The organism is Vibrio sp. B1FIG11 (genome assembly GCF_905175335.1).
Lineage (GTDB): Bacteria > Pseudomonadota > Gammaproteobacteria > Enterobacterales > Vibrionaceae > Vibrio > Vibrio campbellii.
In genome coordinates, this window is record NZ_HG992751.1 from 93,900 (window position 1) to 114,634 (window position 20,735).

The following is a 20,735-nucleotide window of genomic DNA, read 5'->3' on the forward strand; positions in this document are numbered from 1 at the left end:
ATGACCCTTTTTGTTTATCTGCTTAAATCAACAAAGCGATTCATGCGTGATTAACGCATCGTTACGAACTCTTCAGAGCCTGTTGGGTGGATAGCCACAACAGAGTCGAAGTCTGCTTTGGTTGCGCCCATCTTCATTGCTACGCCGAAGCCTTGAATCATTTCATCAACGGTGAAGCCGATACCATGTAGACCAACAACCGTTTCTTCTTCGCCAGCACATACTAGCTTCATCTTACATGGTTGACGGTGCTTAGTAACCGCTGTGTACATCGCAGTAAAGCCAGACGTGTAGACTTTGATGTTGTCTTTGCCGTACTTCTCTTCAGCTTCTTGAGTCGTTAGACCGATAGTGCCGATTGGTGGGTGGCTGAATACCACAGTTGGTACCAAATCGTAGTCCATCTTCGCGTTTGGTTTGTTGTTGAACAGACGCTCAGAAAGTTGACGACCTGCTTTAACAGCCACTGGTGTTAGCTCGATACCGCCTTCCATGATGTCACCTACACAGTAGATGCCTTTCACGTTAGTTTCTTGGTATTCGTCTACCTTGATGTAGCCACGATCGTTCGTTGCAACGCCAGTTGATGCTAGGTTGATAGCGTCAGTTGCTGGGTGACGACCGATTGCCCAGATTAGGGTATCAACGTTTTGGCTCTCACCGTTTTCTAGGTGCAGAGTTAGGCTGCCGTCTGCTTCTTTTACCACTTCTTTTGGCACAGAGTGGGTGTGCAGCGTTGGACCTTCTGCGTCCATCACTTCTACTAGCGTTTCGATGATCATTGGATCGAAGCTACGTAGTGGTGATTCTTTACGAACGAATAGGTGCGTTTCTGTGCCAAGCGCATGCAGAACACCAGCGATTTCTACCGCGATGTAACCTGCACCGATCACTGCAACGCGTTTTGGTTGCTCAGCAAGCTCGAAGAAGCCGTTTGAATCGATGCCGTATTCTGCGCCTGGGATGTTTGGAATCGTTGGACGACCACCCACTGCGATCAGGATGTGATCCGCTGTGTAGTGTTCACCGTTTACTTCAACTGTTTTCTCGTCAACGAACTTAGCAAAGCCTTTGATAACGTTTACTTTGTTGTTGCCAAGAACGCGGTCGTAAGATTGGTGGATACGACCAATGTAAGCCTGACGACTCTCAACCAGTTTGCTCCAGTCGAAACCTTTTACATCTACATCGAAGCCGTAGTCTTCTGCGTACAGGTTCATTGCTTCCGCAACTTGTGCGCCGTGCCACATTACTTTTTTAGGCACACAACCAACGTTTACACAGGTACCGCCAAGGTCTTGAGCTTCGATAAGCGCTACTTTAGCACCGTACATTGCCGCACGGTTTGCTGATGCGATACCGCCGCTGCCGCCGCCGATACAGATATAATCAAAATGAGTCGCCATTACTTTCTCCAAGAGCTTATTAATTTTGTCTGACAATAATTACATTGGGGTGGTGGGTGATGAACTCAACAGCCCAACGGAATTGTTGTTAATTCCATGTCCCTATCATAAATCGAGTCTAGCAATTTCCTAAATGGGAAAAAGTGACATTGCTTATGACAAATAGCGATGAAAGGGTAGCAAAGCGGAATAAGGCGCTATTCCGCTTGGTGTTTTTCATCCTCAGGGGAGGGGAAAACCATTAACCGCAGCAGCTTGATGTGCCACAGCCTGACTGGGCTTGCACGTCTTTGCCATCCGCTAGATAAGTGTTGGTTAGGTAGAAATCGCTAAACAGCTGCACGAAGTCTTCCGATACAGTCTTCTCTACCAACCCTGAATCTAGGATGTGTTTTTGCCATGCCTGCATTTTTGGCAGACCACAGAAGAAGTCGTAACCAGAGTGCGCTTTGACGATGGCAGCACGATGTAGAAGTGGCAACCACGCCATGTCTACATTGCTTAGTTCATCGGATTTGAAGAACTTGGTTTCACCAGATAGTTGATTTTCTGCTTTTTGGAACGCTTTGCTCAGTTTCTCTGCGCGCTCTTCAAAGGTTGCTTGGTCTTTGCTGCCCATGGTGCCGCACTGAGGCAAGTAGTGTTTTGAACCTAGGTAGCTCCATGCGCGATCCAGTGCGCGTTGTTCGTTTGTCACGCCTTGCTCTAATGGACCGTATTCGTCTTCGATGTATTCGATGATCGCATCCGACTCAAACAGCGCCGTGCCAGATTCTGTCACCATCACTGGTACTTGGCCGTTTGGTGAGATGTCTAGGAACCATTGTGGCTTGTCTTTTAAGCTGATGTATTCAATCTCGTAAGGGATCTGTTTTGCTTCTAGTGCCGCGGTTACGCGTTGAACAAATGGGCAAATTTTAAAACTGATAACTTTAAGCATGGTCATTTCTCTCTATGTTTTAGCTTGTTTACATCTCTAAGACGCAGGCAAAAAAGAAAAGACGAAGCGATGACGAAAATTTTTGAAAAAATAAATAAAAAAAGCGCAACGAGGTCATCGTTGCGCTTTAAGGTTATGAAATTCAGTGTTTTTATTCTGGAACGATCCAGTCGACTTTCCAGTGCCCCGTTGCTGGCGCGATCGCTTCTTGCAGGAATGGCAGAATTTCTTTCATCTGGCTTTCCAGTTTCCACGGTGGGTTAATCACGATCATGCCCGATGCCGTCATGCCACGCTCGTTGGTGTCTGGAGAGACGCCCAATTCGATTTGCAGGATTTTGCGAATGCCCAGTCCTTCCAAGCCTTCAATCATATCTTCGATATCACAGCGGTTTACCACTGGGTACCAAATCGCGTAGATGCCAGTTGCCCAACGCTTGTGGCTTTGGAAAATCGCTTGCACGACGTCGCGGTATTCTTTCGCTAGCTCGTATGGTGGGTCAATCAGCACCAAACCACGACGTTCTTGCGGTGGTAGGCTGCCTTTCAGACGCTTAAAGCCATCTTCTTTGTAGATGCTCACTTGACGATCGCGGTGGAACTCTTGCTCTAGCAGCGGGTGATCGGCTGGGTGCAGCTCAGTTAGAACCATACGGTCTTGTGGGCGGATTTGCGCACGTGCAACACGCGGTGAGCCTGGGTAGTAACGCAGCTTCTCACCGTTGTTCAACGTTTTGATTGAATCGATGTAGCTTGCGATGTCTTCAGGAATATTTGGGTTGTCCCAAATGCGCGCGATGCCTTGTTTGTATTCGCCCGTTTTCTCAGACCATTCGTGAGTCAGATCGTAGCGTCCCACACCCGAGTGGGTATCGTGATAAACAAACGGCTTATCTTTCTGCTTTAGTGCATCAAGAATGAGGCTTTGAACGATGTGTTTTACCACGTCAGCATGGTTGCCAGCGTGGAAGCTGTGGCGGTAACTTAACAAATTAAACTCTCGAAACACTCTTTGACTGAGTGTGGTCTGTGATTTTCGCGATATGGCGGTATTATACTCAAGTAACTTAAAGAAGTAGAACTTCGATTCAAATCAGTATCACTGATAGGGAGTCGCTATTGAAATTTCTTTAAGTCACCCATACTTAGTATGAGTAAACAAATTGAACCTAAGTGGGATTGCGCCGCTCCAATAGAGTGCCAAACCGAACTTAGGCATAACAAGACTCAAGGACAGAGTAAGCGCTCTTTGACCCATTCGGTCATTGCTGCATCGAGAAAGGGAACGGAAATCCCCCCATCCATGTTGTCGGCTTGCCTGTGCATTGAGTTCGCCTACAGTTTTGCAAATACCAATAGATTCTTTGCAAATGCGAATAGGCAAATACAGAGCCAAAACACAAAAGGAATTATTCATGTCTAATCCACTTCTTACGTTTACGGATCTTCCTCCGTTTTCGCAAATCAAACCAGAACACATTAAACCTGCAGTGGAGCAGGCGATTGCGGATTGTCGTGCCAAGATTGACGAGGTACTAAAAGACAACTCAAACCCAAGCTGGACCAGTGTGATCGCGCCTATTGAAGAAGCGGATGACCGCTTGAGCCGCATTTGGTCACCAGTGGGTCACATGAACTCAGTAGTGAACAGCGAAGAACTTCGCGAAGCTTACGAAAGCTGCCTACCAATCCTGTCTGAGTACGGTACTTGGGTTGGTCAGCACAAAGGTCTTTACGAAGCGTACAAAGCGATCAAAGCAAGCGAAGAGTACGCGACGTTAACGCGTGCACAGCAGAAGACCATTTCTGATTCTCTACGCGACTTCGAGCTTTCGGGCATCGGTCTACCATCAGACGAGCAACATCGCTACGGCGAAATCAGCAAGCGCATGTCTGAGCTGAGCTCAAAATTCTCCAACAATGTGCTGGATGCAACCATGGGTTGGACTAAGCACGTTGCCGACGAAAAAGACCTAGCGGGTATGCCAGAATCTGCACTTGCAGCGGCAAAAGCGGCAGCAGAAGCAAAAGAGCTCGATGGTTACCTAATCACGCTAGATATCCCGTCTTACCTACCAGTTATGACGTACTGTGATAACCAAGACCTACGTAAAGAAGTGTACGAAGCGTACGTAACGCGTGCTTCTGACCGAGGTCCAAACGCAGGTAAATGGGACAACTCAGAAATCATCACTGAGCAGCTAAAACTGCGTCATGAAATCTCTCGCATGTTGGGTTTTAACACTTACAGTGAGAAATCTCTGGCAACTAAAATGGCAGAGAATCCAGCGCAAGTTCTTGGCTTCTTGAACGATTTGGCAACCAAAGCGAAACCACAAGGTGAGCGCGAAATCGAAGAGCTACGCCAGTTTGCGAATGCGGAATTTGGTGTCAGCGAGCTAAACGTATGGGACATCGCGTACTACAGCGAGAAGCAAAAGCAGCACTTATTCCAAATTTCGGATGAAGAACTGCGTCCTTACTTCCCTGAATCAAAAGCAGTAAGTGGTCTGTTTGAAGTGCTAAACCGCGTGTTTGGTATGACAGTGACAGAGCGTGAAGGCGTAGATACTTGGCACGAATCCGTGCGTTTCTTCGATATCTTCGACGGCGAAGGCACACTACGTGGCAGTTTCTACCTAGATCTATATGCACGCGAACACAAACGTGGCGGTGCGTGGATGGACGATTGCCGTGGTCGTCGTGTGACGCTATCAGGTGAGCTACAAACACCGGTTGCTTACCTAACCTGTAACTTCAACCGTCCTGTGGGCGACAAGCCTGCACTGTTTACGCACGATGAAGTGGTGACACTATTCCACGAATTTGGTCACGGTATCCACCATATGCTGACGCAAGTAGAAACAGGTGCGGTATCGGGTATTAACGGTGTGCCTTGGGATGCGGTTGAGCTACCAAGTCAGTTCCTAGAAAACTGGTGCTGGGAAGAAGACGCGCTGGCGTTTATTTCTGGTCACTACGAGACTGGCGAGCCGCTACCAAAAGCAATGCTAGATAAAATGCTAGCAGCGAAGAACTTCCAGTCGGCGATGGGCATCCTACGTCAGCTAGAATTCGGCTTGTTCGACTTCACTCTGCATACAGAATACGACCCAGAAGTGGGTGCTCGTGTACTTGAAACCTTGGCAGAAGTGAAAGAGAAAGTGGCAGTTGTACCAGCGGTTGAGTGGGCGCGTTTCTCACACAGCTTTGGTCACATCTTCGCTGGTGGTTACAGCGCAGGTTACTACAGCTACCTATGGGCAGAAGTGCTGTCTTCAGATGCGTTCTCTCGCTTTGAAGAAGAAGGCATCTTCAACAAAGAAACCGGTCTGAGTTTCTTGAACAACATCCTAGAAATGGGTGGCAGTGAAGAACCAATGGAGCTATTTAAGCGCTTCCGTGGTCGTGAGCCAGAAATCGATGCGTTACTGCGCCATTCTGGTATCGCAGCGTAATCTCGATTGAGAATGAAAATGGGCAGCCAAGTGGCTGCCCATTTTTTTGTTCTTAGATTCAACGTTTAGTCTCTGATTCAGAGCGTTATGGATTTACGCTGCGATTGATCGGGTTTTGCAGCGAGATCAGCGTCTCGGTGGATTGCACTTCGTCGATCGCTTGAAGCTTATCAATCAAGACAAATTGCAGCTCTTCAATCGATTTGCACATCAATTTGACGAATATGTTATACGCGCCTGTGGTGTAGTAAGCTTCTACCACTTCATCGAGGGCATTGAGCTTTTCTAGCGCTGAATGATAGTCACGCGCGGCATTCAAGTTGATGCCAATAAAGCAACATACGTCGTATCCTAGCTTTTTAGTATTGACGATTACCTCAGTACCTTCGATGATGTCTGCCGCTTTCATTTTCTCGATACGAACGTGGATGGTTGCTGGGCTGACATTAAATTGTTTTGCCATTTCCGCGTAAGGCTTACGCGCATCCGCCATCAGAGTTTTGAGAATAGCGCGATCGAGGTCGTCGAGTTTAGGCAGGCTCGCATTCATACAATTATTTCCGTTGGGTATGAGGTTTGGAGTTCATTTTATACTCACAGCGGACAGGATTCACAAGGTTTACGCAGGGATAACCGCGAGGTAGCTCTGAAGTCATGGAGTTGATGTGCCACTTTTTCTGTTTTTCATAGCGCTTATTTTCAGTGCTGTCGCTACGGCGCAAGAACAAAAAGTCCTCGTTGTTCACTCTTACCATCAAGGTTTTTTTTGGACCGACTCTATTCAACGTGGTTTCGCCCAACAACTTGAGGGGCACCCGCTTGATATCCGTATTCTGTATCTTGATTCTAAGCGCAGTCAGAGCCAGCAATTCTTCAATCAGCTGGAATCCCTTTATCGTACCAAACTGAGTGAAGAGCATTTCGACGCGATCGTCGTCAGTGATAACAACGCACTCGCTTTAATGCAGCGTCTGTCGGACGTACTAGATAATACTCCTGTCATTTTCAGTGGCATCAACAATTACGATCCCTCTTTGCATCGGGGATTGAAAGCCACAGGCGTGATTGAAGATGTCGACCTGCTTGCAAACCTTGCACTTATCGAGCGATTGCATCCCAAGCACAAGCAGGTTCTTGTCGTCAGTGACCATTCTGTTACTGGTGCGGCACTTCGTGCTCAGATCGAGAATTTTCTCGATAATAACCCTATATATCGCGACAAAGTTCGCCACTTCATTCCTGACAGTGTTGAAACACTAAAGCAAAAAGTGTCGAAAATGAATATCGATAACGTGGTGTTGTTCTGGACTTACTATCGAGATATCCATGGCAATGTCGCGACCGATAAAGATTGGCGTGATATCAACCAAGCCTCCAATGCGCCTGTATTTATGGTGCATGATGTTGGACTAGGGCATGGCGCGGTTGGTGGCGTTATTCAAAGCGGTTACCGCCAAGGTTTTGAGGCAGGGAAGTTGCTGACGCAAGTCCTCGATAACCCAGCACAGCCTTTGCCTGCGGTGGTGAGTGCAGAATCGGATATCAAACTCGATTATCAATCGGTGGTGCGTTGGGGCTTAGGAGCAGAGCAAGAAGCCTCATCGGTGTTCTTCAATAAGCCGGCAGACTTTACTGAGCGGTACGCACGAGAAATTAAACTGTTTGGCAGTGTTTTGGTGGCGATGACCATCATTATTTTGCTGCTCAGCTACTATTTACAGCGAATTCGTCGCAGCGAGAGCATCGCCCGTGAAAGCCAAGCGATTTTAGAGTCGGTTTTTGATCAGAGTATGCAGTACATGGGCATTCTCGACCAACACGGCTTGCTCAAATCAGGTAACGATCGTCTGCAATCTTTATTTAATCGTCAGGAAATGCGTGTCGATCGTCCACTTTGGCACCACAAAAACTGGAGTGAGGAGGCGCGCCAATTACTCGCCAGCTATTTTCACTCTAGTCATCGCCAAGTGGCCACTTTTGAGGCTGAAATCTGGAGCAAGGAACACGGTGCCATGGTGCTGGAAGTGTCTCTCAAACCGTTTTCACAACAAGTGGCGAACCAAGAGCAATATCTATTTGAAGCTCGCGATATCACCAGCCGTAAAGCGATGGAAGACAAGCTCTATCATCGCGAATCAAGTCTGCGTAATTACTATGAGCAGCAGCCTGTGATGATGGTGACGCTCGATAGCAATAACCGCGTGCAAGAGGTGAATCGTTTTGCACAGCAGCTTTTAGGCTATCAACCGTTGGATATGCTAGGGCAATACTTATGTTCATTCTATTGTGATGAAAAAGCACTCTACCCGCGCCAAGTTTTGTTGCAGCCACAGCAGGTGATGAACGGGGTTTGGCGTCGAGAAATCGAATATCGTCACGCCGATGGTCATAGCGTATGGGTACGTGAAAACATTCGCCCATTAAGAGATTCCGACCAATTGTTGATCGTTGGGGAAGATATCACCGAGACAAAGAAGCTCGCCAAGCAGCTCGAATATCAAGCGCGCTACGACTTATTGACCGATACCTACAATCGCAACTACTTCGAGCTAGAGCTGCAAACGGCGCTGAGAGAAGTAGAAAGCCACCGTCGAGTGCATGCGATGTTGTACCTCGATCTTGATCAACTCAAAGTACTCAACGACACCGTGGGCCACGATGCGGGTGATGCCGCGATCCAGTTCTGTGCCAGCATGTTAGAGGAAGTCTTGCCGTACAATGCGGTATTGGCGCGCATGGGCGGTGATGAATTTGCGGTGTTATTGAAAGACTGCGATGAGCACGGCGCGATTAACATTGCTAAGCAGATCATCTCTACGTTGGGTGAGCAGATTTTCCGTTGGGAAGACACGCAACTGTTTATGAGCTGCTCGGTGGGCGTTCGCATCATCGACCATACGGCAGAAACGCCACAAATGGTCCATGCTCAGGCGGACTCGGCTTGCCATGCGGCGAAAGAGCAGGGGCGTAACCGCTATAACTTGTTTAGCTTGGACAACGAAGAGTTGCGACATCGCCAGCTGGAGATGCAAAGCGTTAATCTGGTGCATGAGGCGCTATCGAGTAAGCGTCTTGAACTGTTTGCTCAGCGTATTTTGAATTTGAGTGGTGAAGGTTCACCATTGTGTTTTGAGATTTTGGTGCGTATTCGCGATGCTCAAGGCAACTACTTATCCCCGGGCGTCTTTGTCCCTGCCGCTGAGCGTTACAACATTGCTCACTGGATTGATAAACAAGTGATTAGCCAAACTTTAGAGTGGTTTGAGGCGCGTCCAGAAGTCGTGGAGCAGCTCGGTCGCTGTGCGATTAACTTGTCTGGTCAATCAATGGGTAACCAAGAGTTTATCGACTTCCTTCTAGCACGTTTGCAGTCGTCTTCGATTCCTTGTGAAAAAATCTGTTTAGAAATCACTGAAACGGCAGCGATGAGCAACATCGATCAAGCGCTCGACTTCTTCACTCGTGTTAAAGCGCTAGGATGCTTGATCGCGTTGGACGATTTTGGCTCCGGTTTATCGTCTTTTGGCTACTTAAAGAAACTTCCTGTCGATATCGTGAAAATTGATGGCCTTTTCGTGCGAGATATCAATGTAAACGAGATGGATCGCGTGATGGTGCGGTCAATTAACGATTTAGCCAAGCAAATGGGTAAAGTCACGGTGGCAGAGTTTGTTGAGAATGACCAAGTTAGAGCGTGTTTGGTCGATCTTGGCGTCGACTATGGCCAAGGTTATGGCATCGGTCATCCTAAGCCTCTGGCTGAGCTAGTCAACGAACTCCAACAACTTGATCCCACAAGTAGAAAGTCATCTAACTTATCCCCAGCCTAGCAATTAGAGGCGGGTTGGGTATACACTCAGCGCCAGTTAAACCGATTTTTACTGGAGCCTCCTTTTGCAACTGCAATTGATTTGTGAAGACCCATCTCAACAGTCTCACCTTGATGAACTCGCTGCGCGTTGGCAGCTCTCTCACACTGACGACAGTGACTTTGCCCTAGTCCTAACGACTGAGCGCTTAGAGCTACGTAAAGTGGACGAGCCAAAACTGGGTGCGATCTTTGTTGATTTGATTGGTGGCGCAGTCGGGCATCGTCGCAAGTTCGGTGGCGGTAAAGGTCAGGCGATTGCGAAAGCCGCGGGTTTGAACAAAGGCGCAACCCCAACCGTACTGGATGGCACCGCGGGTTTAGGGCGTGATGCGTTCGTATTGGCGTCGCTAGGCTGTAAAGTGCAAATGGTAGAGCGTCATCCGGTGGTCGCTGCATTGTTGGATGACGGCTTGGCACGTGCGAAACACGATCCAGAAATCGGGACTTGGGTATCAGAGCGCATGTCTTTGATTCACGCTTCTAGCCATGATGCACTGGAGCAATTAGCGCAAGATAAAGACTTTATCCAGCCCGATGTGGTGTACCTCGATCCAATGTACCCGCACCCTGAAAACAAAAAGAAATCGGCATTAGTAAAGAAAGAGATGCGCGTCTTCCAATCTTTGGTTGGTGCAGATCTTGATGCAGATGGTTTGCTGGCTCCAGCAATGGCATTGGCGAGTAAGCGTGTAGTGGTCAAGCGCCCAGATTACGCAGACTGGCTTGATGAGCAAAAGCCAAGCATGGCAATCGAAACCAAAAAGAACCGTTTCGATGTGTATGTGAAGGCATCAATGGCGTAACTTGCCTAAACGCCTGACGACAAAAGCTTCTCCTCACAGCGCCTGATTTGGCGCTGTGTTTGTATCTGGCGTTTCCTCCGCTTATTGATACTTTTCTCTTGCTAATTCGGCACACTGACTGTATATCTAACTAAGAATTATTATTATTACACTTGTGTGATGTCGTAGAGTAAGACCGTCGAGAATTGGGAAGCTGGAGTAGTAGCATGGCGAAACGATTATGTAAGATGAGCCGCAAACAGATTGCTGAAAGTCTGGGTGATATTCACCGTCTAGTGGTGGCGCCTAAGTTTGTCTGTCGCTCTTGTGCCCGTTCTTCTGCCTCGAAAGATACCTTGTGTAAGCCTGCTGCGATTCCTCCTCAAAAATGCCAAGACAAGCCGCTGTCCGAGCAACAGGCTTGTGGTTTGTTGGTGGAAGCACTGCCCACTTCGTCCTTGACTCAAGATACCCCAATTATCATGGCGCCAGAACAAAGCGCAGAGAAAGCTGCGATCGTTAAACGTGTTGTGGAAAGAGTGAAAGAGAAAAAACTGGCAGCGAAAGTCGCAGTCGTAACCTCAACCACTAAGCTAGAGGCGCCAGCTATGTTTGATTTGTCAGATAAGAAAGCGCTGAAGAAGGCGAAAAAAGCGGTTAAGAAACACTACAAACAGCAGAAAAAGTTGCTTAAGTTAGCCAAAAAGCAGCAAAAATTGCTCAAACGCCAACGCAAGCTTGAAGCGCGAAATGCCAAACTAGAGGTGCTGCTACCAACGCCACCAAACACGCTGATGAGCACAAGTTCGCAAGCCAAAGTGCATTAAACGAATCAACAAAAAACGCTCTCCAGTTGGAGAGCGTTTTTGTTTTTAGGGGCTGAGTTTGGCTACTTGTTGGCGTAACTCATCTCTACGCGTTTTTTCACCCAAGTCTCGTTAATCCACAGCGACAGCATGATGATTGCGCCGCCAATAGCAAGTCGCATCACATCAACATCGCGGTTCCAAATCACGATATTCACAATCAAACCAGCAGGGACGAGTGCGTTGTTCATTACCGCAAGTGCACCCGCGTTGACCATGGTTGCGCCCTTGTTCCACGCAAAGTAACCAAAACCCGATGCGATCAAACCAAGGTAAGTCAGAATGCCCCATTGTGTTGCTGTGGTTGGCATCTTGTCTAAGTTACCCATCAGAGCAAAGGCGATAGTCGCCACGCACAATGCACCCAAGTAGAAGTAACCAAATACCGTGTGCTGCGGCAGTTCAACCGACTCGGTTTCCATAATGTATTTATAACCGACTTGACCGATGGCAAAACACAGGTTCGCCCCTTGCACGACCAAAAAGCCCATCAAGAAGTTTTCATTGATGCCCGCAAACTTAATCCACGCCGCGCCCAGCACTGCAATTGCCGCCGTAACCAAATACCAAGGCGAGAATCGACCTTTCAAGAAGTCATAAATCAAGGTGACATAAATAGGGGTAAATACGGTGAACAGCAGCACTTCTGGTACAGAAAGGAGTAGGAAAGACTGGTAGTAGAAGCAATACATTAAGCCGAGTTGGAAGCCGCCCACGATCATCAATTTCGCGATCAGCGATTTGCTTACGCCACGGAATTTTAAGAAAGGAATGAAGACCAAGCTTGCCAGCGCAACGCGCATGAAAACGGAAAACCAAGAATCGACCTGACCGGCAAGGTAAACGCCGATCAGGCTAAATGAGAATGCCCAAAGTAGGGTAACTGCGGATAGATAAGCCATGGATGAGAATCTTTATCAACAACAAATGTGCCCGCAGTCTAACCAAGTTTTAAGGTCACGCCAACGCAAATCAGTCTTTTAGCGGTACGACCAGCATGTCGACAGGTGAGCAGTTAATAAGCTGACGCGTCGAAGAAAGAATCTTGCTCCAGAAGTCTTGGTGATGACCACAAACCACCAAATCAATGTTGTAGTCCTGAATGGTATCGCAAAGCTCGTTACTCAAATCACCGCTACCGACTAACGTATTCGTGATTGGGTACTCTGCGTATTCTTCAAAATTCGCTAATTGTGTACGAGACGCTTCCATCGCTTGGTGCTGCGCCTCCGCCATGTTGATGTCGATAAGCCCGGTGTAAAGCTCGGCGTAATTCACATCGATATGAATGAAAGAGACTTTCGCATCCAGAGGTTTAGCCAGCGATACGGCTTTCTTAATCAACACTTTACTGTCGTCTGAGAGGTCGACTGCCACAAGTATGTGTTTGTAACTCATATTGCTATCTCCTTGATAAGGTCATAGTGTCAGATTAGCACTAAGTGTCAGAAAATTTTGCTGAAGTGATCTCATATCAATATCGTAGGTACAAAGTCTTGCCTCAGTAATCATGTTATAGTGGCGCAAAACGCATGCATATAAATAGGAGTTAACATGCTGTCTCAAACTATGGTTGAACAATTGAATGAGCAAATTAACCTAGAATTTTTCTCATCCAATCTATACTTACAAATGAGTGCTTGGTGTGAAGACAAAGGTTTTGAAGGTGCGGCTGAATTTTTACGCGCTCACGCCGTAGAAGAAATGGAGCACATGCAACGTCTTTTCACTTACGTGAGCGAAACTGGCTCAATGCCAATCCTAGGTGCAATTGAAGCACCAAAGCATGACTTTGCTAGCCTAGGCGATGTTTTCCGTGAAACCTACGAACATGAGCAAATGATCACGGAAAAAATCAATAAATTGGCACATGGTGCATTTACAAGCCAAGACTACTCTACGTTTAACTTCCTACAGTGGTACGTGGCTGAACAGCACGAAGAAGAGAAGTTGTTTAAAGGGATTTTAGATAAGATCGAATTGGTTGGTGAAGATGGTAAGGCATTGTTCTTCATCGATAAAGATCTAGCACAAATGGCGAAAGAAGGTTCATCTTCAATTATGGATGCTCCAGCTGCATAACGCGTTCTCAACGCGCTAAGTAGCGGGTTAAGGACGAAGCATTGATCGTCTTTATCTCTTGAGCATCATTGAAGATGTAGGGAGGAAAAGATGATCAGTGGAGACACAATCTTATTTGCGCTAATGGTGGTAACAGGGCTCAACATGGTCCGTTATCTCACCGCTCTTCGTTCTCTTATACACATCATGCGTGAAGCGCACCCTTTGCTTTATCAGCAAGTGGATGGCAATGGATTCTTCACCACCCATGGTAACGTCACCAAACAGGTGCGGTTGTACCATTACATTAAGAGTAAAGAATATCACCATCACCACGATGAGATCTTTACTGGCAAGTGTGAGAGGGTGCGTGGGTTATTCATTTTATCGACCGCTTTACTTGGTGTAACCCTACTGGCAGCCTTCATTTTATAGGCGAGCAAGCAGTGCTTGGAATTTAAGCGCTTTTCCCTCTCGACTTTTGTCGTTAGAATAGCGCCCGCAGAAAGCAAGGATGTGCATTACGCACATCCTTTTTTATTTTTGGATTTACCAATCTAAATAAGTAATTGAGCGTTACCCATGAGTAAGAAATTTGATGTTGTTGTAATCGGCGCAGGTGCGGCGGGTTTGATGTGTGCAGCAGAAGCAGGCAAACGTGGACGCAGTGTGCTCGTGCTGGATCATGCAAAAAAGCCAGGACGTAAAATCCTTATCTCAGGTGGTGGTCGTTGTAACTTCACTAACTACGACGTCTCAGCGAGCAACTACTTATGCCAAAACCCACACTTCGTGAAATCGGCATTGTCTCAGTACACCAACTGGGACTTTATCTCGATGGTCAGCAAGCATGGCATCGAGTTTGAAGAGCGCGATCACGGACAGCTGTTCTGTGTTGATGCATTTACCGCAAAAGACATCGTTAAGATGCTACTAGCAGAATGCGACATGCCAAATATCCAACAACGCTACCAATGCGATGTACATTCGATCGAGAAAACCGATGCGGGCTTCCGTCTGCATGCGGGTACTGAAAACATCGAATGTGAATCTTTGGTGGTGGCTACCGGCGGTCTGTCGATGCCTAAATTGGGCGCGACGCCATTCGGCTACAAGATTGCTGAGCAGTTCGAGCTTCCAGTAATTACCACTACGGCAGGTCTGGTGCCATTTACGCTGCACAAAGAAGACAAAGAAGATTTCGCTGAACTATCGGGCATTGCGATTCCAGCAGAAATTACGGCGCAAGACGGCACCATGTTCAAAGAAGCGCTGCTGTTTACTCACCGTGGCTTGTCTGGTCCATCGGTGTTACAGATCTCTTCATTCTGGCGAGCGGGTCAAAAGGTGACGATTAACCTCGTACCAAACGACGACATCGCCGAACTGCTAGAACGCAGCCGCGAGAAGCACCCGAACCAATCGTTGAAGAACACGCTTGCAAAAGTGCTACCAAAGCGTTTGGTTGAAGTGCTGATTGAACGTAAAGAATTAGCAGACAAACCTCTTAAGCAGTTCAACCAGAAAGAGATGGCAACCATCGTTGAGCGTCTGGAAAACTGGGCGGTTGCACCAAATGGCACAGAAGGCTATCGCACCGCAGAAGTGACTCTAGGAGGCGTAGATACCGATCACCTGTCTTCAAAAACCATGGAATGTAAGAACATCAAAGGTTTGTACTTCATCGGCGAAGTGATGGACGTAACTGGCTGGTTAGGTGGTTATAACTTCCAATGGTGTTGGTCGAGCGGTTTTGTTGCTGGTCAGTGGGTGTAGTTAACAATTTCTCCGCAACAGCGATGGACTCATAATGACGACCATCGCTGCTGTTCAATACCATATTTGACTTTACCGAAAGCTAAAGGCTTATGATGCTTTGCTTGCTGGTGGGGCGCTTAGTTCTACACAACGGCCTCGATATAAAATCTCACTGTTTGGGTCGCGATTAGCGGTCACTAGCAGTTCAGAACTATTTTTAAGCGTTTGCCACTCAGTTGGCGACATATAGCGGACGTTATTTACATTTTCTAGGCTATCAATGAGTTTGAGCTCACCGGTATTTCCATCTCTCATCCACACCATTGCTCTATCCATAGGTACTTTCGCCATCGCACGATTTCGCTGCATGCGGATGCTTGATTGCCCGGGCTTTTCTCCTTGATAGGCGACCAAAGCAAAATGGTCTTTTTGGCTCTCAGAAGACATCATGGCTAAGTAACTAATAGGGCGTACTTGTACGATCTCTTTTGGTTGCGAGGTTGTTGACACAAAAGGTTGTAGCGACAATCCTAGGAGTAGAGAAAAAGCCATGCTAATAGGGAGCCACCACCAACGCATAGTCTGAGTCTGCTTCGGTGGTTTGATTGTTTGGGATGCGATGTTTTTCCATACTTGGCGTGGCGGAGGTTTCAAGTTGCCTTCAGAATGTGCCATATCGACTGCTGGAGTTAAGCTAGATAAATGCTGATGCCAAAGGTCGATGTGTTCCCACCAAGTGGGATCTGATCGCATGAGGGTTTCCAATCTCTTTCGTACGAGTGGCGTTAATGTTCCCAGAACGTATTCGCCGGCGAGTTTATCTCTTAGCTCTTGATTTTGATAACGTGCGTTTTTTAATTGGTTAGGCATCGTTTTAGCTCCTGTAAACCTCGGCGAATCCACGATTTCACTGTACCAAGTGGAGTGCTCACATGGTGGACGATCTCTTGATGACTCATCCCGTGCTGATAGGCCAAGATAATCGCATTCCTTTTTTCTTCAGCGAGCGAGTTTAGGCAGTATGATAAGTTGGCTCCTGAGTCAGATGTTACTTCGAGAGCGACCTCTTCGGGGGGCTTTACCAGTTGTTCTTCCCCTCGATTGTTCCGCTTTCTAATTTCATCTATAGCGAGGTTTCTCATACTTTGGCATAACCAAGCCCAAGGGTGATTTACTGGATATTGCTGGTTGTTGTACCAGAGCTTTACGAACCCCTCTTGAAGTATATCTGCTGCAACGTGTTCGTCTTTAACGACGCCGAGGATAACGTTGAAAAGCCGGGTACTGGTCAACTGGTATAGCGCTTCGAACGCAGCTTGGTCTCGAAGCGCTACTTGGGAAAGCAGTAAACCTATCTTATGTTTATCGGTGTTCACGCTTTCCTCATTATTGTTCTACAATGTGCCAGACTTGTTTTACGCCATTCCCGCTAGTGTTGCCGGGCTTTTGGTCTTTTATCCAACGATAAAGCGGTTTGTTGTGATATGTCCATTGATATGAGTCGTTGTTGCGCTGAGTCACACCAAATCCTCCCGTCAGCTTTAGATTTTCTATCCCCTTTTGAGTTATCTCTGTATCCACAAGAGCAGGTGGCCACTTAGAGGCGCAATCATCGTAGCAAACGGATTGGTTTGGCTTATCTTTATCAAAGGTATAAAGAGTCTTATTATGGCTATCGACCAGATAACGTTGCTTACCATCATTGAACAGTCTGATGGTGACATCATCCGCTCGGGCTAGTGGCCAAACGCCTTTGATGCCCGCACCTGTGATCTCTCCTTTCTGAGAGTCTTTAAGCCAGCGATAAAGTGGTTTTCCGTTCAAAGCCCATTGTTTGTTGCCGTCTTCTCTTGTTATTTGGCTGAAGCCTGCTTGCGTACCGAAGTGCTTGCTGGATTGTGCGGTTACAAGAACAGGCGGCCATAACTTCTCACATTGGTCAGTACATACAGATTTCCCAACTGGATCTTTGCTAAAGGTATAAAGTGATTTGCCTGAGGCATCGGTGTATACCTCTCCAACTGACGTAGTTGTTGTTGGCGCAGCAAAACTAGTTGAGGTGACCAGTAATGCCGAAAATAATAGTTTTTTCACAGTCGTTTTCCTTATTAACGAGTCCAACCTTCGCGAGTGAAAAAGGTTTCTCCCTCACTGCTGTTAACGAAATCAATGAAAGCTTGAGTTTGTGGATCTGCACCTTTTGCCTTTGCTAGTGTGAGATCTCGGTAGATGCGTCTTTCTGGCTCAATTTCTACATAGTCGACTTTATCGGCATGGTTGAGCGGCCAGTGAATCCAAGTGATCCACGCATCAGCCTTTTGTTGTTGAAAAGCTATGAAACTTGCTCCGCTGCCTTTGGCGTAAGCAATGATTTTTTTGCGAAAGTTCTGTACGTCAGCCAGTGAACCCGTGCGTCCTGCGACATCTTCCCAAACGCCTGTACCGGAAGTGTTGTAAACCCCTAGACCTTCAGTCACGACTATTCGCGCTGGTTTTTCGAGTAGGTCTTTAATCCCGTTGATATTTTTTGGGTTCCCCTTTGGGACCGCAATCACTGCACGGCGCAAGTACACTGGCTCAACATCTTGATCGGTAATAAAGGGGTAGGTTTCAACAAAAGCGCTCATGGATTGTTCTGCGGATCCAAAGATTAAGTCAGCATTTTTCTGTGCATCTTTCGTCCACTTTGATTCAGGTCCAGCGATCACGTTTACCGTCACCTTACTTTTTTTACTGAAAGCTTCTGCGGCATGACGGAGAGCGGTGTCGGGGCCTCCTGGGCCATAGACATTGATTTCTCCATCGTTTGGTTTATGGATAATGCTCGGGTCGAGCAGTGGTGACGCCAGTGTTGAAGTACTGGTGAGCAGAGCGGTCAATCCTGCCGCGATTATGTGATATTTCATGTTTTCTCCTAACCATTAATGTAAACAAGCGGATAAGAGACGAGAGAAACAGTCGATTGGATGCGGGTAAGTAAAAAATTTTTGTATAACTAAAAATGGGCGCGTTGTTCTGGGAAGTAACCATTTGTAGAGAAAGTGAAAGACCGAGTCAGTGCTCGGTCTTTTTTTATTTAAACAACTTCTCGGCGCGAACTGGGGCGCTAAAGCGGAAGCCTTGTCCGTAGATGCAGCCGCGCTCGAATAAGTATTGGGCTTGCTCGTCGGTTTCGATGCCTTCGGCCACTACTTTCAATGACAGGGTTTGTCCCATCGCGATGATGGCGTTCACGATCGCATTGCTGTCGGTATTGCTTGGAACATCGCTTACGAAAGAGCGGTCGATCTTCAATTTGTTGATTGGCAAACCTTTGAGGTAAGAGAGTGACGAGTAACCGGTACCAAAGTCATCAAGAGAGATCTCAATGCCCATCTCGCGCAGTAAATTCAGCGATGCGATGGCCTGTTGTGGATCGATCAGTAGGAAGCTTTCGGTGATTTCCAGCTCTAGACAGTGCGCCGGGAATTCAGTCTCTTTGAGAATCGCGCCAAGTTTGCTGATGAAGTCTGATTGTTGTAGCTGAAGAGCCGATACATTCACCGCGAGCTTGCCAAATTCAATGCCGTTATCCAGCCATGTGCGACCTTGCAAACAAGCTTGCTCCAAGACCCATTTACCAATGCTTTGAATCAAGCCGGTTTTCTCTGCAATCGGGATAAAGTCCGCTGGAGAAATCATCCCAAGATCGGGATGCTGCCAACGCAGTAAGGCTTCTACGCCAACCAGTTCGTTGGCACTTAAGTTGTATTGCGGTTGGTATGCTAAATGAAGTTGGTTTTTCTCAATCGCTTCATGCAGAGCAGACTGCATACGCACGTGAGATACGGATTTATCGGTCAAATCTGGTGAGTAGAATGCGTAGCCGTTACGACCGTTTTTCTTCGCCAAGTACATGGCGGTATCGGCATTCTTGAGCAAGGTTTCGCTGTCTTGTCCGTCTTGAGGATAACGAGCCACGCCCACGCTGGTGGAGATGCGCAGAGACTCGTTCTTACTGACTTCAAAAGGACGGTTGAACAGGCAGAGTATGTCCTCAATAGTGTCGATCAGCTGCGAATCCGATTCGATATTAGGCAAGATAATGACAAATTCATCGCCACCGATACGTGCCACATGAGCGCGTAAGTGCAGCACATCTTGCAGACGTTCAGCGAGTTTAGTTAGCAGTTGGTCACCACAGAAGTGCCCCATGCTGTCGTTGATATGCTTGAAGTGGTCGATATCGAGGAACAGAGTCGCAAACGCGTGTTGATGCTTCTGACCGTTTTCAATGTGTTGTTCTAGCAAGCTGATCAAATGGGTACGGTTAGGAAGGTTGGTCAATGGATCGTAAAACGCCATGCGTTGCAGTTTTTCTTCGTGCGCTTTACGCACCGAGATGTCTTCGAACACACAGATGTAGTTGATCAGATGGTTCTTATCGTCCATTACCGCACTGATGGTGGCGAGCTGCGGGTAAATGCTGCCATCTTTTTTGCGGTTGATGAACTCGCCTTTCCACTGACCTTTGCTTTCTAGCTGACGCCACAACTGTTGATAAAACTCGCGGTCGTGATGCCCAGAACGCAAGATATTTGGGTTCTTACCGATCACTTCTTCTGCTGTATAACCGGTGATGTGGGTGAAGGCGCTGTTCACATCAAGAATGTTGGCTTTGCGGTCGGTGATCACCATCCCTTCGTGGGAGTTATCGAAGATTTTTGACGCCAATGACAACTGAGTTTCCACCATTTTTCGACGAGTGACGTTGCGTGTCATACCCAAAATACCAATCAGCTCTCCGGTTTGATTGCGGATTGGCGATTTGATGGTCTCCAACCAGGTTGGGTTGTTGTTGTCATCAATGAGAGTGCACTCTTCCACCGTGTTTTGGCTGCCAGTCGCGATCACCAACTGGTCGGTATCAATGAACTTTTTCGCTCGACGGCTGCTGAACAACTCGAAGTCATTCTTGCCGACGATTTCACTGCCGGTCATTTGCCAAGAGTCCTCAACGCTGCGGTTGGTCATCGCGTAACGACCATCAGTGCTCTTTATCCACGTGTGATCTTCTAAGCAATCAATGAATTCTTGTAGAGATGGCAGTAACTCTGGCAATTGAACATCGTGACGCTTTTGCTCCTTATGATAAGTCTGAGCAACATCAAAGCCGACGCGTCCTGCCAATGCGCTTAACCATCCAGAAATGACAGTATCTTGCTTGGTTGGATGAACCAAGGCGAGCGCAGCAAATAGCTCACCGCTCGGTAGCCATACCGGGCAGTAACTCAAGGTTTGGTTTTGAAAGGGTGTTTGTTCAACAACAAGCTGAGGATAGATAAAGTGCTCAGTGGCTGGATCGAGAATCGCGACGACTTCACGATGATGTTGCGGCGACGTCGCCACCTCACTCAAGTGCCATTGGCGAGTGTAGCTGAACGTATAAAGCTGACCGTGCGCCTGTGTGGCATCACAGCATTGTTGCAGAGCCTGTTTCCAGTCTGTCATCAATGCAGGGGAGATAGCGAAGCGAAACATAGTTAATAAAGCATCCTGAGCGCCCTTGGATTTATGTTGTTAACATCTAATTAGACGTTCATATCGGGCTTTG

General features: G+C 47.3%; 18 protein-coding genes. 7 read left to right on the forward strand and 11 right to left on the reverse strand.

The window, feature by feature from the left end; genetic code table 11:
• Window positions 1-50 precede the first annotated feature (50 nt).
• The 3 genes from gorA to KHO06_RS00470 form a co-directional block, all read right to left on the reverse strand.
• Window positions 51-1,406: a glutathione-disulfide reductase gene (gene gorA / locus KHO06_RS00460; protein ID WP_005429991.1), complete on the reverse strand. Its 1,356-nt coding sequence runs from the start codon at window positions 1,404-1,406 to the stop codon at window positions 51-53.
• Window positions 1,407-1,647: 241 nt separating this feature from the next.
• Window positions 1,648-2,346, reverse strand: coding sequence for a glutathione S-transferase family protein (locus KHO06_RS00465; RefSeq protein WP_212581918.1), 699 nt, complete (start codon window positions 2,344-2,346; stop codon window positions 1,648-1,650).
• A 151-nt stretch (window positions 2,347-2,497) separates the two neighbouring features.
• Window positions 2,498-3,337, reverse strand: coding sequence for a 23S rRNA (adenine(2030)-N(6))-methyltransferase RlmJ (locus KHO06_RS00470; RefSeq protein ID WP_005533522.1), 840 nt, complete (start codon window positions 3,335-3,337; stop codon window positions 2,498-2,500).
• A gap of 424 nt (window positions 3,338-3,761) precedes the next feature.
• On the opposite strand from KHO06_RS00470, the gene prlC reads away from it, so the two are divergent.
• Window positions 3,762-5,804, forward strand: a complete 2,043-nt coding sequence (gene prlC / locus KHO06_RS00475) for an oligopeptidase A (RefSeq protein ID WP_212581919.1) — start codon at window positions 3,762-3,764, stop codon at window positions 5,802-5,804.
• Window positions 5,805-5,889: 85 nt separating this feature from the next.
• Here prlC and asnC read toward each other — a convergent pair whose 3' ends face one another.
• Window positions 5,890-6,354 carry a transcriptional regulator AsnC gene (asnC, locus tag KHO06_RS00480; RefSeq protein ID WP_005430014.1) on the reverse strand — a complete coding sequence of 155 codons (465 nt, stop codon included), beginning with the start codon at window positions 6,352-6,354 and terminating at the stop codon, window positions 5,890-5,892.
• A gap of 115 nt (window positions 6,355-6,469) precedes the next feature.
• Here asnC and KHO06_RS00485 point away from each other — a divergent pair, with 115 nt between their 5' ends.
• The 3 genes from KHO06_RS00485 to KHO06_RS00495 all read left to right on the forward strand — a co-directional run bounded on the left by KHO06_RS00485 (window position 6,470) and on the right by KHO06_RS00495 (window position 11,284).
• Window positions 6,470-9,634 (forward strand): EAL domain-containing protein, encoded by a 3,165-nt coding sequence (locus KHO06_RS00485; protein WP_212581920.1) that lies wholly within the window; start codon window positions 6,470-6,472, stop codon window positions 9,632-9,634.
• A 64-nt stretch (window positions 9,635-9,698) separates the two neighbouring features.
• On the forward strand, window positions 9,699-10,478 hold the full coding sequence (locus tag KHO06_RS00490; protein WP_005429979.1) for a class I SAM-dependent methyltransferase: 780 nt from the start codon (window positions 9,699-9,701) through the stop codon (window positions 10,476-10,478).
• A gap of 206 nt (window positions 10,479-10,684) precedes the next feature.
• Window positions 10,685-11,284 (forward strand): hypothetical protein, encoded by a 600-nt coding sequence (locus KHO06_RS00495; protein WP_212581921.1) that lies wholly within the window; start codon window positions 10,685-10,687, stop codon window positions 11,282-11,284.
• Between the two features lie 62 nt (window positions 11,285-11,346).
• On the opposite strand, the gene KHO06_RS00500 is transcribed toward KHO06_RS00495, so the two are convergent.
• Together KHO06_RS00500 and uspA are read right to left on the reverse strand one after the other, a co-directional pair.
• Window positions 11,347-12,225 carry a carboxylate/amino acid/amine transporter gene (locus tag KHO06_RS00500; protein ID WP_212581922.1) on the reverse strand — a complete coding sequence of 293 codons (879 nt, stop codon included), beginning with the start codon at window positions 12,223-12,225 and terminating at the stop codon, window positions 11,347-11,349.
• A 70-nt stretch (window positions 12,226-12,295) separates the two neighbouring features.
• Window positions 12,296-12,721, reverse strand: a complete 426-nt coding sequence (gene uspA, locus KHO06_RS00505) for a universal stress protein UspA (RefSeq protein WP_212581923.1) — start codon at window positions 12,719-12,721, stop codon at window positions 12,296-12,298.
• A gap of 156 nt (window positions 12,722-12,877) precedes the next feature.
• On the opposite strand from uspA, the gene ftnA reads away from it, so the two are divergent.
• From ftnA to KHO06_RS00520, 3 genes are all read left to right on the forward strand, one after another.
• Window positions 12,878-13,405: a non-heme ferritin gene (gene ftnA, locus KHO06_RS00510; protein ID WP_005429998.1), complete on the forward strand. Its 528-nt coding sequence runs from the start codon at window positions 12,878-12,880 to the stop codon at window positions 13,403-13,405.
• Window positions 13,406-13,495: 90 nt separating this feature from the next.
• Window positions 13,496-13,819 (forward strand): universal stress protein UspB, encoded by a 324-nt coding sequence (gene uspB, locus KHO06_RS00515; RefSeq protein ID WP_038890180.1) that lies wholly within the window; start codon window positions 13,496-13,498, stop codon window positions 13,817-13,819.
• A gap of 147 nt (window positions 13,820-13,966) precedes the next feature.
• Complete coding sequence (locus tag KHO06_RS00520) at window positions 13,967-15,160, forward strand: NAD(P)/FAD-dependent oxidoreductase (RefSeq protein WP_039975947.1); 1,194 nt, start codon at window positions 13,967-13,969, stop codon at window positions 15,158-15,160.
• Window positions 15,161-15,250: 90 nt separating this feature from the next.
• Here KHO06_RS00520 and KHO06_RS00525 read toward each other — a convergent pair whose 3' ends face one another.
• From KHO06_RS00525 to KHO06_RS00545, 5 genes are all read right to left on the reverse strand, one after another.
• Window positions 15,251-16,012, reverse strand: coding sequence for a hypothetical protein (locus KHO06_RS00525; protein ID WP_212581924.1), 762 nt, complete (start codon window positions 16,010-16,012; stop codon window positions 15,251-15,253).
• On the reverse strand, window positions 15,997-16,518 hold the full coding sequence (locus KHO06_RS00530; RefSeq protein WP_212581925.1) for a sigma-70 family RNA polymerase sigma factor: 522 nt from the start codon (window positions 16,516-16,518) through the stop codon (window positions 15,997-15,999). The genes KHO06_RS00525 and KHO06_RS00530 overlap by 16 nt, the downstream gene beginning before the upstream one ends.
• A 10-nt stretch (window positions 16,519-16,528) precedes the next feature.
• Entirely contained in the window at window positions 16,529-17,236 is a 708-nt protein-coding gene (locus tag KHO06_RS00535) for a hypothetical protein (RefSeq protein WP_212581926.1), read from the reverse strand.
• Window positions 17,237-17,250: 14 nt separating this feature from the next.
• Entirely contained in the window at window positions 17,251-18,048 is a 798-nt protein-coding gene (locus tag KHO06_RS00540) for a substrate-binding domain-containing protein (RefSeq protein WP_212581927.1), read from the reverse strand.
• 166 nt (window positions 18,049-18,214) lie between these two features.
• Window positions 18,215-20,662 carry a GGDEF and EAL domain-containing protein gene (locus KHO06_RS00545; protein WP_212581928.1) on the reverse strand — a complete coding sequence of 816 codons (2,448 nt, stop codon included), beginning with the start codon at window positions 20,660-20,662 and terminating at the stop codon, window positions 18,215-18,217.
• Window positions 20,663-20,735: the final 73 nt, after the last annotated feature.

Bases quoted from the DNA above. Each gene is read 5' to 3' on its own strand.
- gorA (WP_005429991.1), bottom strand. From the start codon at position 1,406: ATGGCGACTCATTTTGATTATATCTGTATCGGCGGCGGCAGCGGCGGT.
- KHO06_RS00465 (WP_212581918.1), bottom strand. From the start codon at position 2,346: ATGCTTAAAGTTATCAGTTTTAAAATTTGCCCATTTGTTCAACGCGTA.
- prlC (WP_212581919.1), top strand. From the start codon at position 3,762: ATGTCTAATCCACTTCTTACGTTTACGGATCTTCCTCCGTTTTCGCAA.
- asnC (WP_005430014.1), bottom strand. From the start codon at position 6,354: ATGAATGCGAGCCTGCCTAAACTCGACGACCTCGATCGCGCTATTCTC.
- KHO06_RS00495 (WP_212581921.1), top strand. From the start codon at position 10,685: ATGGCGAAACGATTATGTAAGATGAGCCGCAAACAGATTGCTGAAAGT.
- KHO06_RS00500 (WP_212581922.1), bottom strand. From the start codon at position 12,225: ATGGCTTATCTATCCGCAGTTACCCTACTTTGGGCATTCTCATTTAGC.
- uspA (WP_212581923.1), bottom strand. From the start codon at position 12,721: ATGAGTTACAAACACATACTTGTGGCAGTCGACCTCTCAGACGACAGT.
- ftnA (WP_005429998.1), top strand. From the start codon at position 12,878: ATGCTGTCTCAAACTATGGTTGAACAATTGAATGAGCAAATTAACCTA.
- uspB (WP_038890180.1), top strand. From the start codon at position 13,496: ATGATCAGTGGAGACACAATCTTATTTGCGCTAATGGTGGTAACAGGG.
- KHO06_RS00520 (WP_039975947.1), top strand. From the start codon at position 13,967: ATGAGTAAGAAATTTGATGTTGTTGTAATCGGCGCAGGTGCGGCGGGT.
- KHO06_RS00525 (WP_212581924.1), bottom strand. From the start codon at position 16,012: ATGCCTAACCAATTAAAAAACGCACGTTATCAAAATCAAGAGCTAAGA.
- KHO06_RS00540 (WP_212581927.1), bottom strand. From the start codon at position 18,048: ATGAAATATCACATAATCGCGGCAGGATTGACCGCTCTGCTCACCAGT.
- KHO06_RS00545 (WP_212581928.1), bottom strand. From the start codon at position 20,662: ATGTTTCGCTTCGCTATCTCCCCTGCATTGATGACAGACTGGAAACAG.